General features: G+C 66.2%; 15 protein-coding genes and 1 pseudogene. 8 read left to right on the top strand and 8 right to left on the bottom strand.

Going from position 1 to position 12811, the window contains the following annotated elements; all coding sequences use genetic code 11:
* Positions 1-9: 9 nt before the first annotated feature.
* Complete coding sequence (locus tag LZ605_RS03520) at positions 10-663, bottom strand: DUF3348 family protein (protein ID WP_249843815.1); 654 nt, start codon at positions 661-663, stop codon at positions 10-12.
* Positions 664-807: 144 nt separating this feature from the next.
* On the opposite strand from LZ605_RS03520, the gene LZ605_RS03525 reads away from it, so the two are divergent.
* Positions 808-1731, top strand: coding sequence for a M14 family metallopeptidase (locus tag LZ605_RS03525; RefSeq protein ID WP_249843816.1), 924 nt, complete (start codon positions 808-810; stop codon positions 1729-1731).
* On the opposite strand, the gene LZ605_RS03530 is transcribed toward LZ605_RS03525, so the two are convergent.
* The 7 genes and pseudogenes from LZ605_RS03530 to LZ605_RS03560 all read right to left on the bottom strand — a co-directional run bounded on the left by LZ605_RS03530 (position 1635) and on the right by LZ605_RS03560 (position 7567).
* Positions 1635-3446, bottom strand: coding sequence for a phosphoethanolamine transferase (locus LZ605_RS03530; RefSeq protein ID WP_249843817.1), 1812 nt, complete (start codon positions 3444-3446; stop codon positions 1635-1637). The genes LZ605_RS03525 and LZ605_RS03530 overlap by 97 nt on opposite strands.
* 73 nt (positions 3447-3519) lie before the next feature.
* Positions 3520-3906, bottom strand: coding sequence for a diacylglycerol kinase (locus LZ605_RS03535; protein WP_249843818.1), 387 nt, complete (start codon positions 3904-3906; stop codon positions 3520-3522).
* Positions 3907-3965: 59 nt separating this feature from the next.
* Entirely contained in the window at positions 3966-5198 is a 1233-nt protein-coding gene (locus LZ605_RS03540) for a sensor histidine kinase (protein ID WP_249843819.1), read from the bottom strand.
* Positions 5195-5869 (bottom strand): response regulator transcription factor, encoded by a 675-nt coding sequence (locus LZ605_RS03545; protein ID WP_249843820.1) that lies wholly within the window; start codon positions 5867-5869, stop codon positions 5195-5197. The genes LZ605_RS03540 and LZ605_RS03545 overlap by 4 nt, the downstream gene beginning before the upstream one ends.
* Positions 5870-5972: 103 nt before the next feature.
* The gene (locus LZ605_RS03550; protein WP_249843821.1) at positions 5973-6494 is read right to left on the bottom strand and encodes a nuclear transport factor 2 family protein; all 522 of its coding nucleotides are present in this window, start codon (positions 6492-6494) and stop codon (positions 5973-5975) included.
* Entirely contained in the window at positions 6487-7020 is a 534-nt protein-coding gene (locus LZ605_RS03555) for a hypothetical protein (protein ID WP_249843822.1), read from the bottom strand. The genes LZ605_RS03550 and LZ605_RS03555 overlap by 8 nt, the downstream gene beginning before the upstream one ends.
* 173 nt (positions 7021-7193) lie before the next feature.
* Positions 7194-7567: pseudogene (locus LZ605_RS03560) on the bottom strand (hypothetical protein).
* 266 nt (positions 7568-7833) lie between these two features.
* Here LZ605_RS03560 and moaA point away from each other — a divergent pair.
* The 7 genes from moaA to LZ605_RS03595 are packed head-to-tail and all read left to right on the top strand — an operon-like array spanning position 7834 to position 12788.
* On the top strand, positions 7834-8814 hold the full coding sequence (gene moaA / locus LZ605_RS03565; protein WP_249843823.1) for a GTP 3',8-cyclase MoaA: 981 nt from the start codon (positions 7834-7836) through the stop codon (positions 8812-8814).
* A gap of 8 nt (positions 8815-8822) precedes the next feature.
* Complete coding sequence (moaCB, locus tag LZ605_RS03570; RefSeq protein WP_249843824.1) at positions 8823-9836, top strand: bifunctional molybdenum cofactor biosynthesis protein MoaC/MoaB; 1014 nt, start codon at positions 8823-8825, stop codon at positions 9834-9836.
* Positions 9833-11086 (top strand): molybdopterin molybdotransferase MoeA, encoded by a 1254-nt coding sequence (locus LZ605_RS03575; protein ID WP_249843825.1) that lies wholly within the window; start codon positions 9833-9835, stop codon positions 11084-11086. Before moaCB ends, LZ605_RS03575 begins: the two co-directional genes overlap by 4 nt.
* Positions 11086-11346: a MoaD/ThiS family protein gene (locus LZ605_RS03580; RefSeq protein ID WP_249843826.1), complete on the top strand. Its 261-nt coding sequence runs from the start codon at positions 11086-11088 to the stop codon at positions 11344-11346. The genes LZ605_RS03575 and LZ605_RS03580 overlap by 1 nt, the downstream gene beginning before the upstream one ends.
* A gap of 3 nt (positions 11347-11349) precedes the next feature.
* Positions 11350-11838 (top strand): molybdenum cofactor biosynthesis protein MoaE, encoded by a 489-nt coding sequence (locus LZ605_RS03585; protein WP_249843827.1) that lies wholly within the window; start codon positions 11350-11352, stop codon positions 11836-11838.
* Between the two features lie 39 nt (positions 11839-11877).
* Positions 11878-12426 (top strand): molybdenum cofactor guanylyltransferase, encoded by a 549-nt coding sequence (gene mobA / locus LZ605_RS03590; RefSeq protein WP_249843828.1) that lies wholly within the window; start codon positions 11878-11880, stop codon positions 12424-12426.
* Entirely contained in the window at positions 12423-12788 is a 366-nt protein-coding gene (locus LZ605_RS03595) for a hypothetical protein (protein WP_249843829.1), read from the top strand. The genes mobA and LZ605_RS03595 overlap by 4 nt, the downstream gene beginning before the upstream one ends.
* The last annotated feature ends 23 nt before the right edge of the window (positions 12789-12811 follow it).

Consider the following 12811-nt stretch of genomic DNA (forward strand, 5'->3'; position numbering starts at 1 on the left):
GTGTTCCGGTCAGTGGGAGCGCAGGGCGTCTTGCAGCCCTTCGATCGGGTGGAAGCGCAGTTGCAGCTCGGCGAGCAGCAGCGTGCGCATGTCGTGGCGGAAGGCCGCGCGCCAGCCGGGCTGGCCGTGCACGCGCTCGAAACGGGCGCCGAGCACGGCCGGCGCGGTGGCCAGCAGGCTGTGTTCGCGCGGGGTGAGGGTCTGCTCCATCACCGCGTCGACTTCGGCCAGCCGGGCCTGTTCCGGCGACGCCTGTACCAGCTGGTCGCGCAGGCGCCCGCGCAGGCGCCCGGTGGCGGTCTGGATGGCCTGCTGCAGCACCCGGTAGCGCTGCCGCAGCGAAGCGAAGTTGGGCGCGGCGGCGGCCTCGGCCAGGTCAAGCAGGCGCTCGGCCTCGGCATCCTCGCTGATTGAGGCGCGCAGGCTGGCCTGGGCCTGGGCGCAGTCGGCCAGCACATCCTCGACCGCCTCGGTGGCCTCGCCGGGCTCGGGCAGGCGTCCGCCGAGGGCCCCGGACAGGGCCACGGCGCGGCTCCAGTCCACCCACTGGCCGAGGCGATCGGTCAGGGCGGGACTGCTGGCCGGCATCGCGCCGTCGCTGAGACGGGCGAGCAGGCGGAGGAACTCCGGTCCACCCAGGACCGGCTGCGCTGCGTTCGCCATCAAGGGGTGAGGGGCCAAAAACCGTTGATTTTACAACCAGATGACCCCGGCTGGATGAAGGGGCGTCGGCAAGGCAGGACCCGCAGGCGCGACAAGGCTTAGAATGACCGGCTGCACCCACCCGTTCGACCCTTGGAGTACCCCATGACTGTTGCGCAGTTCTATCCGATCGGCACCCCCGGACAGCCCTGGGGCGATGCGGAACGCGCACAGTGGCGGGCCCGCCAGCAGCGCCAGCGCAGCTACCACGACGACGTGGTGGCGGCCCTTGAGCGCCTGGACGACAGCGTCTTCGACGTGATCCAGTATGGCCAGCTGGACTATGCCCCGGACCACTACCCGCTGTTTGCCGTGGTCAACCACGACTGGAACCCGGCCCTGCCGGCCGTGCTGATTACCGGCGGCGTGCATGGCTACGAGACCAGCGGCGTGCATGGCGCCCTGCAGTTCCTGGAACAGCAGGCCGAGCGCTACCTGGGCCGGCTCAACCTGATCGTGGCGCCGTGCGTCAGCCCCTGGGGCTACGAGCGCATCCAGCGCTGGAACCCGGATGCGATCGATCCGAACCGCAGCTTCCGTGACGGTGGCCTGATCGAAGAGGCCGCCGCGCTGATGCGCTGGGTGGCCGAGCGCAAGCCGAACCTGCTGGTGCACCTGGACCTGCACGAGACCACCGACAGCGACCTGCACGAGTTCGACCCGGCACGCTGTGCCCGCGACGGCAAGCCGTTCGAGCGCGACACCATTCCCGATGGCTTCTACGTGATCGGCAACAGCGAAGATCCGCAGGCCGAGTTCCAGAAGGCGCTGATCGCGGCGGTCGCGCCGGTCACCCACATCGCCCCGGCCGATGCCGAGGGCAACCTGGTCGGCCTGCCGTTGCAGTCGCCGGGCGTGGTATGGGGCGAGTCGCGTTCGATCGGCGCCTGCGCCGGCTTCACCGACGCGCGCTTTGCCACCACCACCGAGGTCTACCCGGACAGCCCGCGTACCAGCCCGCAGGAATGCAACGACGCCCAGGTGGCGGCGGTGTGTGCGGGCCTGGATTTCGCCCTGGCCGCGCAGTAACGCGCCACGTTCCGGGCGGCGACCGGCATCAGCCGGTGCCGTTTTTTCGCAGGCGAGGGGGCCACCGGTGGCGTGGCCGCCGCCCGGCAACCGGCAAAGACATCCAGATCGCGCTGGTACACCGCGCTGCTGACGCTGAATAGACCCAACAGCGAGTGGAAAACATTGTCGTGGCTGTGCGCTCGGTGCAGGGCATTCTCGCGCAGGCAGGCCAGATCCAGGCCCGCGTTGCGGCTGAATTCCGGTGAGAACCACATCACCATCGGCACCTGGGTCTGCTCGCGCGGTGCGATGAAGTACGGCGTGCCGTGCAGGTACATGCCGCGTTCGCCCAGCGACTCGCCATGGTCTGACACATAGATCATGGCGACATCACGCTGGTCCGAATAGCCCTGCAGCAGGTCGATGGTCTTGCCAAGCATGCGGTCGGTATGGACCAGGGTGTTGTCATAGGTGTTGACCAGCGCCTCGTTGCTGCAATGCTGGATCTGGTTGCTGTCGCAGGTCGGACTGAATGCCCGCGACTGTGCCGGGTAGCGTTCGAAGTAGGTCGGGCCGTGGCTGCCCAGCTGGTGCAGCACGACCAGAGCGTCACCGTTCATGGCGTCAATGCGTGTACCGAGCCGATGCAGCAGCACCTCGTCGTAGCAGGTACCGTCTGCATTGACACACTGGCCGGCTACCTGCTGCGCGGGCATGTCCTCGGTCGGCACGCGTTCGCACACGCCTTTGCAGCCGCCATTGTTGTTGTTGCGCCAGAGCACGCTGATGCCGGTACGCTGCAGGATGTCGAGCACGTTCTCCTCGGTCGCTGCACGTACATCGTCGTACTGGCCGCGGGTCATCTGCGAGAACATGCACGGCACCGAGATCGCCGTTGCGGTCCCGCATGAGGAAACATCACTGAAGCTGATGACACCTTCCTTGCGCGAGAGCCGGGGATTGGTCGCGCGGGGGTAGCCGTTGAGCTGGAAGTTCTGTGAGCGCGCGGTCTCGCCGACGACAATGACCACCAGCTTCGGACGCGGGCCAAGTACGCGCCGTGCGTCCTTGCCGATCGGGCGCAAGGGTTGCTGGCGGGTGCTGTACAGACCTTTCAGATAGCCGTGGGTATGGCGCACGACGTTCAATGGCAGTATCTGGTCCCGGAGATAGCGATTGTTGCGCAGCAGCGAGGAGTAGTCCTTGTAGAACGCGAAGCCGATTGCCAGCAGTACCAGCAATGACGCCAGAACGCTGGCCGGCCACACCAGCAGCGAACGTATCGAACCTGCTCCGCTGGCGGTGGGCATCAGGGCCAGCCCGGCAGCGGGCAGTACGCCCAGCGCCAGCAGGGTCAACAGCAGTGGCAGCGAGAAGTAGGCGTTCAGTTCGGCCTGGTTGGTCTCGAACACGTTCTGCACCATGCTGCGATCGATCAGAACGTTGTAGTGGAGCATGAAGTAGCTGCAGGCGGCGCTGATGACAACGAGCAGCACCAGTAGCGGCCTGCGCAGGAACGGCAGCGCCAGCAGTGGCGACAGCATCAGGTTGAACAGGCAGAAAAGCACCACCGGCAGGCTGGCCAGGAACAGCACGCTGCGCAGGCTGTTGAGGTCGATCAGACCCCATAGTGTCTTCCAGAGGGCGATGTTTCCAATCGTGGTGAAGAACAGTGCGGCGGCCCAGACCAGAACGATCGGATGGGGCCGTTGAGAACGGATGCAATGACGCACGAGCAGGTTCCGGGGAACGAGAGTGCGCGCAGTATCGAAACGGCTTTATCAGGAAGTTGTCAGGATGGGAGGACTAGCCCTGCAGGATCACGCCCCACACCGCGCCCACCATCAACAGTGCGGTGGTCTGCGCGGCGCTGCCCATGTCCTTGGCGTTCTTGGACAGTGGATGCTGTTCCAGAGAGATGCGATCAACCACCGCTTCGATCGCCGAGTTGAGCAGTTCCACCAGCAGGCTGATGAAGCAGACCGCCAGCACCAGCGCCCGTTCGACCTTGCTGATGTCCAGCACGAACGCTGCGATGATCAACAGCGTGTGCAGAAGCAGTAGCTGGCGAAAGGCGGCCTCGCCGCGGAAGGTGGCGATGAAACCATCGCGCGAATGGATGAGGGTGTGGAAGATGCGGCTCAGGCCGGTCTTGCCGTGCGGGTACTTGCCGCTGTCCTTGGGGTGCTGCATGACGTTTCCGCCGTGAAGTGAGCAATCCCCAGCATGTGCACGCGCGCGTCAGGAAACCGTCAGATGGGCCACTCCAGGCTGAACCGGCAGCCCTGCTGCGAGGAATGCACCGTCATCCTCCAGCCCTGGTGCCCGACGATGCGCTGGACGATCGACAGACCGAGTCCCTCGCCATTGTGCCGGCTGCCGGGCAGAAAACGCTCGAACTGCTCTGGGTCGATACTGGAGGGCAGGCCTGGTCCGGTGTCGGCGATGATGAGTGCAGAGTCGTAAAGGGTGATCCGCACTTCGCCCCGATCGGTGTACTGGCAGGCATTGCGCAGCAGGTTCCAGATCACGCTTTGCGCCAGATCCGCGTTGGTGTCCAGCACGGCGTCATGCTGGGCATCAAACGCAATGATCACTGGCTTGCCGGAAAGCCAGGGCTGGCAGCGCTCCATGCAGGATTCGACCAGCGGACGCAGGGCCACCTCATTGCGTGGCACGGTGCTGGGGGCGCGTGAGAGCAGCAGCAGGCAGGTCAGCTGGCGCTGCATCTCCTGGGTGGTGCGCAGGATGCGCTCTGCACTGGGAACCAGGTGGCTGTCGGCCGGAAGCTGGCAGGCCAATGTCTCCGCAGCGCCGCCGATGATCGCCAGAGGTGTGCGCAGTTCGTGGCTGGCATCACCGCTGAAGCACTGTTCGCGATGCAGGAACCGTTCGAGTTCGTCACTGTGTCGGGCGAAGGCACGGGCGAGTACACCGATCTCATCGCGCGCATCCTGGTAGGGAAAAGGCTTCTGGCCGTTCTGCACCGCGTCTGCCAATCGTGTGATGGGCGCGATGACGTGCGTCGCCACCTTGCGACCGATCAGGAAGGCGCCGAGCACGCAGATCGAAATGACCAGTGCCGCAAAGGCATTGATCAGGTGTTCCAGATAGCCATAGGGTGCCGCGTCCTGCAGCAGGTAGTAGCGTTGGCCGTCACTATCGAACACGCGCAGGTGCCACTCGTTGGGCGCCTCTTCGCCGTGATAGCCCGGGCTGTATTGGCGCAGCACGACAGGCACGTCATGGGCATCGAACAGCTGGGTCCCCGGTGCCAGAGCGGGGCGTTGGCCACGAGCCAGCGCGGCCTGCAGCCTTTGCACTTCGCCGTGCTGGGTCCGCGCAACGACAGCAGCCCGCACCTGGTCGTAGTCCACCTGTTCGGCCAGAACGATAAAACCCATGGCACCGGCCATCAACAGCACGAACGAGATCGTGATCCGGGTACGCAGGCTCAGGCGGCGGTAGAGAGAGGCAGGGCTCACGCCTGCATGCGCCAGCCGACGCTGTGCACCGTGGTGATCAGCGCGGTGTCGAAGCTGCGGTCCACCTGCAGGCGCAGCTCATGGATGTGTGTTCGCAGCGCGCCGCTGTCCGGTGGCTCGTCGCCCCAGACCAGGTATTCCATCTCCTGCTTGCGCACCACGGCAGGCGCCGCACGCACCAGGCACATCAGCAGCTTGTGCGATGTGGGCGTCAGCGCAATACAGTGGCCTTGCCGCCAGGCCTGTGGCGAGCGCGTGTCCACCTGCAGGTCCCTCCACGCCAGCACGCTCTGGACCTGGCGACCCTGTGCCCGTCGCACCAGGGCCTTGATCCGTGCATCCAGTTCCGTCAGCGAGAACGGTTTGACCAGGTAGTCGTCCGCACCCAACGCAAGGCCCTGAACCCGGTCTTCGACCGGATCGCGCGCGGTCAACATCAGGATCGGTACCGGGTTCTGGAACTCCTGGCGCAGCTTCTGGCACAGCGTCATGCCGTCCAGACGTGGCAGCATCAGGTCCAGCAGGATGGCGTCGTAGTCGTGCTGCGTGGCCCGGCGTAGTCCACTGGCGCCGTCGCGGGCGTCGTCCAGTACGTAGCCCAGGGGTTCAAAGAAGGCATACAGATTGGCAACCAGCTCGGGGTTGTCTTCGATGATCAGCAGGCGGGTCATGGCATGCGTCCTTGCGCGTGGCCGAACTCTGCCCGATCGCTCGCCGAATGCCAATGCCCTTGCTGAACGGATCGCGGGTGAGTGCGCCCGAATCAAACCCTGCTCAATCGGCCGGGCTGCGCGAATCGCGCATCGAGTACACCACCGAGAAGATCTTCCAGCCCTGTTCGGTGCGGATCAGCTGCCACAGCTCCTTGCCCCAGTTGGTCTTCTCGCCGTCGTCATGGAAGCTGTAGTCGAAGGACACCGAAGCCACGTCGCCATCGGTTTCGATCTTTGTATTGAAGAATTTTTCCTCCCTCGGCTTCGGCGACGCTACGGCGCCGTCGATCAGCGCGATGAAATTGTTGGCGGGGATCTTCCGCGCCTTGATCGCATCGGGCTTGGCCTTGCGGATGTCCTGCAGGCGCACGTCCTCGGACACGAACTGCCAGCCGATGTCTTCCGGGTTGTCCGAGAAGAACAGGCCCATGTAGGTCGGCTTGTCCTTGTTGATCAGCGAGGTACGGAAGGACTCGACTACCTGTTCGATGGCCTTGACGTCGGCAGGCGCGTTCTGCGCGGCGTGGGCGGGCAGGCAGGCGACCAGAAGGAGCAGTGGGAAAATGAGCTTGGTATCAGCCACCGGTCGCGTACTCCGCCAGATACCACTGTCTGTGCATCGCATTCAGATCTTCCATCTGTTTGCCGACCACGCCCAGCAGCCCACCGGTCCAGGTGCCGAAAGCCGGCGTGCCGTCCAGTTGGTACACGTTCTCCGGCAGCGTGCGCAGCGTATAAACCGGATTCTGGTGCTCGTAGTCGTTGCCCAGGGTATGGAAGTAGTCGCCCTTCAGCTCGAACTTTGCGGTTCCCTTGTACGCCAGGATGACCCGGTCGAACCTGCGATGCTTCTGACGTTCGGCAAACTGCAGCAGTGTCCGGGTCACATCCACCGGGCTGTTGTCGCCGGACAGTGCACGGAGGTCGAACACGAGCACGTTCGGGTTGACGAAGTAGCCATAGTGCGTGAATACCTTGATCCCCGCATTGCGTGAATCCGTCGTGCGTACGTCATGGGCCTGCTGTTGCAGTGTGGTGTAGTTCCAGACGAATACCGCCGCGCCCACAAGCAGTATGGCGATCAGGAGAATCTTCAACGAACGGGCCATGCTTCTTCCTTGAGGGCAGGTACTTCCTGTGCCGATAGGCGTGGATATTAAGCATGGCTGTTCACGTCAACAAGTAGCCATCGCGCTGATATGCACAGCGCAAGAAGCAGGCACCGCGGAGGACGAGGCGGAGCGGATTTTGCCGCCCCACCAGGCAGGCCGTCGCGCTACGGTCACGCATCCACCTGCAACCGCACCACCGCCTGCGCACCCAGTGCGAGGGCCGCCTGTTTCAGTCCTTCCATCACCCGATCGCCCACGTACTGGTCGGGCTCGCCGTTCTGCCGGGTGCGCTTGGCGGCCAGCAGGACTTCGTGCACCACCCGCAGCCCGGCAAGCGCACCATCGCCGTCGGCCAGGGCAAGCGGCGTCCGGGCAGCAGGTAGCGTTCCGGCCACGGTCGGCCATCCGCCGTGGCGCCGCTGTTGATGCGGTTCAGATGGGCAATGAAGGTATGGGTATCGACGGGCGCTCCTGGCGCTGGGGATGCGTCAGCGTTGGCCGGGCCGCGGTAGGCATGCAGATGGGGAAAGTCGGGTTCGTTCATGGCAAGGCTCCGTCTCCCACGCTGTTGAGTGCCGGCAGTGCTGGCTGGCGCGGCGATCCAGCGGCACCGGGCAATCTGCGAAATGGGTCATGGGTTGTGGGGGTCAATGCGGCGGCGCAACCGAGCCTAACGCGACAAGTTCCCCCAATTCAGGCCCGGGTACTCCCCGGGTTGACGCTTTCACCGCCCCAGCGCACTCTGGGCACTGGGGTCGACAACCCGTTCAGGGGGCAGGCTGCAGGGTGGTGCCAGGAGGTGGAACAGCCATGAGCCAACTCACCGACAGCTTCGGACGCAGCTTTCCGTACCTGCGCTTGTCGCTCACCGAAGCCTGCAACTTCCGTTGCAGCTACTGCCTGCCCGATGGTTACCAGCCCGACGGCCGCCCGCGCTTTCTGCAGGTGGATGAAATCGCGCGCCTGGTGCGGGCCTTTGCCGCGCTGGGCATGAGCAAGATCCGCCTGACCGGCGGCGAGCCGAGCCTGCGCAAGGATCTGGACGAGATCATTGCTACCGTGGCGGCGGTGCCGGGCATCGCCAAGGTGGCCATCACCACCAATGGCACACTGCTGCCGCGGCGCCTGCCGGGCTGGCATCGCGCCGGGCTGACCGCGCTGAACGTGAGCATGGACAGCCTGCAGCGCGAGCGCTTCACAGCCATCACCGGGCATGACCGGTTGCCGGAAATCGAGCAGGGCCTGGCGCTGGCGCAGGCACTGGGCCTGCCGTCGATCAAGCTCAATGCGGTGCTGCTGCGTGGCCTGAATGATGACGAGTTGCCGCAGTGGATGGACTACCTGCGCGAGCGCCCCTTCAGCGTGCGCTTCATCGAACTGATGCGCACCGGCGACAACGAAGCCTATTTCCAGCGCCATCACCTGCGCGCCGACGTGGTGATCGAGCAGCTGCTGGCGGCCGGCTGGCACGAACGACCGCGCGCGGCCGACGCCGGTCCGGCGCGCGAGTTCGGCCATCCGGGCCATCGCGGCCGCATTGGCATCATCGCGCCGTATTCGCGTGACTTCTGCAAGGGCTGCAACCGCCTGCGGGTGACCGCCAAGGGCGACCTGCGGCTGTGCCTGTTCGGCGAGTTCGGCGTGCCGCTGCGGCCGCTGCTGCAGAACGACGATGACCATGACGCGCTGCTGGCGCGCATCACCACCCAGCTTGGCCTGAAAGCGGCCGGGCATGGCCTGCATCAGGGCCAGACCGGGTTGACCCCGCATCTGGCCTCCATCGGAGGATGAGCAACACGATGAGTAGGGAATGGAATGCGGCGTTTCACATGGCCGATGTGCGCAACAAGCGCATCACCCGCCGCCGCGCGGTGGCGGTGGGCGAACTGCATGCCGGGCCGGTGGCGTACCCGCTGATTGTCGAGCGCCGCTTGCCCAAGGGCGATGCGCTGGTGATGGCCGAGATTGCCGGCCTGCAGGGCGCCAAGATGGCCTCGATGCTGATGCCACTGTGCCACCCGTTGCCGCTGGAACTGGTGCAGGTGTTCTGCGCGCCGGTGCCGGAGCGGCAGGCGATCCGCGTGTGGTGCGAGTGCGCCAGCGAGGCGCGCACCGGCGTGGAGATGGAAGCGCTGGCCGGGGTCAACGCGGCGCTGCTGACGCTGTATGACCTTAGCAAGCCGGTGGAACCGGCGCTGCGCATCGAAGGCATCCGCCTGCTGTTCAAGGAGGGTGGCAAACGCGGCGTCTGGCTGCACCCCGAGGGCATGGACGAGGCCGAGCGCGCGCGTTTCAAGCCGCGCGCGCCGAAGGGCCTTGAGCGCGCCAGGTGCGCGGTGATCACCCTGAGCGACCGCGCCAGCGATGGCACCTATGAAGATGTATCCGGCCCGACGCTGGTGACCGGCCTGCAGAAGATGGGCGGAGAAGTGGTGGCGACCGAAGTGCTGCCCGATGGCATCGAGCCGTTGGCCAGCCGATTGCAGGCGCTGGCGGGCGAGGGCGTGCGCCTGTGCCTATGCACCGGCGGCACTGGCCTGGGCCCACGTGACCTGACCCCGGAGGCGCTGCGTTCGTTGAACGCGCGGCCGGTGCATGGCCTGGCGCAGATGGTGCGCGCGCTGAGTGCGCAGCACACGCCGATGGCCTGGCTGAGCCGTGCCGAGGTGGTGCAGCTGGGCGGCATGCTGGTGTTCGCGCTGCCGGGCAGCCCGAAGGCGGCGGCACAGTGCCTGGACATCCTGGCGCCGGTGCTCGGTCACGCACTGGCGATGGTCGATGGCGGTGGCCACGCCGATGGGAACGCGGCATGATTGCCTACAGTGAAGCGTTGCAGCATCTGCTGGACGCGGCCACGCCGCTGCCGGCCGAGCACCTGCCGTTGCATGAGGCGGCGGGCCGCATCCTGGCCAGTGACATTCATAGTGCGCAGTCGCTGCCGCCGTTCGACAACTCGGCAATGGATGGTTTCGCGCTGCGCGCCGAAGGCCGCGTGTTCGAATCGGGTACCGAATTTGCGGTGCAGGGCTGGCAGGCCGCCGGTGATGCTGGCGCCGAAGGCGGCGAGGGTGCCTGGGAAATCATGACCGGTGCACGCATGCCGTCTGGGTTGGATACGGTGGTGCCGGTCGAGAATGTGCAGATCCTTGCCAGCGAAGCGGGCCGACCGACCCGCATCGCACTGACCTCAACGGTGAAGCCGGGCCAGAACGTGCGCCTGCGCGGCCAGGATGTGAGTGCAGGTGATCGCGTGCTGCAGGCGGGGCAGACGCTGGATATCAATGCCCGCACCCTGCTGCACGCGCTCGGCGTGGGCGAGGTGGCAGTGGTGGCGCGGCCGAAGGCGGCGGTGATCGCCACCGGCAAGGAGCTGGTGACCGAAGCGGCGCAGGCGCTGGAGTCGGGCCAGATTCGTGACAGCAACCGGCCCTACCTGGTCGGTCGTCTGCAGGCGGCCGGTGCTGCGGTGGTCTGGCAGGGCACGGTGGGCGACGACCCGGACGCCTTCAATACGGTGCTGGATGAGGCGCTGGGCGCTGGCGCGCAGCTGCTTATCAGTACCGGCGCGGTTTCGGCGGGTCGCTACGACTTCATTCCCGATGCGCTGCGTGGGCGCGGTGCACGCATCGTGTTCCACAAGGTGGCGATCCGTCCGGGCAAGCCGCTGCTGTTTGCGGTGCTGTCCAATGGCGCCCTGTACTTCGGCCTGCCGGGCAACCCGGTATCGGCGGCCGTGGGCCAACGCTTCTTCGTCGAGCCGGTGCTGCGCCGCCTGTTGGGGCTGGCCCCGGAACCGGTGTTGCAGCTGCCGTTGCAGGCCGACGTGCGCAAGCCGCCGGGCCTGCGCTTCCACGCGCGGGCGCGGGTGGAGGTGGATGCACAGGGGCGGCTGAGTGCGCGCGTGTTGTCCGGGCAGGAATCGTTCCGCTTGATGTCCATGCTGCAGGCCAATGCCTGGGTGGTGCTGGAGGCTGACGGTGACCTGGCCCGCGCCGGCACTTACGTGCGTGTGCAGGGCTGGGGCCACCACGAACCGGTGCGGCTGGTAGGCCAGGAGTCGTGATGAAACAGGTGACAGTACAGTTGTTCGGTGCGTTTTCCGATCTGGACGCCCGGCGCGAGATTGCAGTGGACGTGAGCGGTGGCACCGTGGCCGATCTGCGCCAGGCACTGCGTGAACTGCTGCCGGTGCGCTGGCCAGCGTTTCGCGCCGGCCTGCTGGATTATTCGGCGTTCGCCGACCAGCAACGCGTGCTGCGCGACCACGAGGCGCTGCCCGACGATGGCCGAGTGGCGATCCTGCCTCCGGTCAGTGGGGGCTGAGCGATGAGCGAGACGATCATCGCCAGGGTGGTGGACCGCGCGCAGGCCGCGATCGATCCGGCCGAGGGCATTGCTGCGGTGTCCGATCCGGGATTCGGTGGCATCGATGTGTTCATCGGCAAGGTGCGCGACGTCAACGCTGGGCGCGCGGTGACCGGCATTACCTACGATCTGTTCGAGCCGTTGGTGCTGAATGAGTTCAAGCGCCTGGCCGCCGAGGTGGAGGCCACCTTCGGCCCGAAGTTGAAGTTGTATGTGGCCCATGCCCTGGGCCGGCTTGGCATCGGTGATGTGGCGGTGGTGGTGGCCGCAGGCAGCCCACACCGCGATGAGGCGTTCCGCGCCTGCCGGCAGCTGATCGAGGCGGTGAAGCACCAGTGCCCGATCTGGAAGCAGGAGCATTACGTGGACGGCGACAGCGCGTGGAGCGAGGGTTGCAGCCTGTGCCACGCTGACGACGGGCCGGCGCATGCGCACAGCCACAGCCCCTGACGCCAGTAGATCCATGCCACGCGTGGATGGGGCCCTGCCGTGAGCGGGACCATCGACGGCATCGTGCTGGCCGGTGGCCTGTCCACCCGCATGGGGCGCGACAAGGCGCTGCTGCAATGGCAGGGGCGCGCCCTGCTGGAACACATGCAGACCCTGCTGCTGCAGGCCGGCGCACGACGGGTCTGGATCAGTGGTGACTACCCGGCTTTCGGTGGCGTACCGGACAGCGTCGCGCGTTGCGGTCCACTGGGCGGGCTTTACAGCGTGGCGATGCAGATGTCGGATGGGCCCGCCTGGGTGGTGCCGGTGGATACGCCGCTGTTGTGCGCGGCGCTGCTGCAACGGCTACGCGCGGAAACCAGCACATCCTGCACGGTGTTTGCCGATGAACCGTTGCCGATGCGGTTGCAGATCGATGATCATTGCCGATGCGTGCTGCAGGAACTGATTCAAGATCCCACGGCGCGCCGTTCACTGCGCGCGCTGCAGGAGCACCTGGGCGTGACCCGGCTGCCCCTTGCGGCGGAGGATCGCGCCCTGCTGCTCAACTGCAATACCCCGTCGGAGTGGGAGTCCATCGCACCATGAAAGTCCAGCTGCAACAGCAATCGATGCGCCTGCGCGTGGATGAACAGGATCTGGCACGATTGCTGGCCGGCGAGTCGCTGGAGAACCTGACCCGCTTCGGCGGCAGTGGTGGCTGGGGTGTGGCGCTGTCGCTGCATGCCGGGGAGCAGGCGGTGCTGCTCGACGGTGGCACGTTCTGCCGGCTGGTGTTGCCGCGTGCAGAGGTCGAGGCGTTGGCGCAGCGATTGCCCTGCCGCGACGGCCTGGGCTTCAGCATCGCGCTGGATGACGACAGCCTGCTGCAACTGCAGTTCGACGTGGACGTGCGCGACAGCGTGCGCCAGCGTGGTCCGCATCGGCGACCAGAGCCCACGCCGGAGTAGGTGCGCGCTGCACAGGGGGCGGT

Origin of the sequence: Stenotrophomonas maltophilia, assembly GCF_023518235.1 — a bacterium.
In the GTDB taxonomy this organism is placed as follows: Bacteria; Pseudomonadota; Gammaproteobacteria; order Xanthomonadales; family Xanthomonadaceae; genus Stenotrophomonas.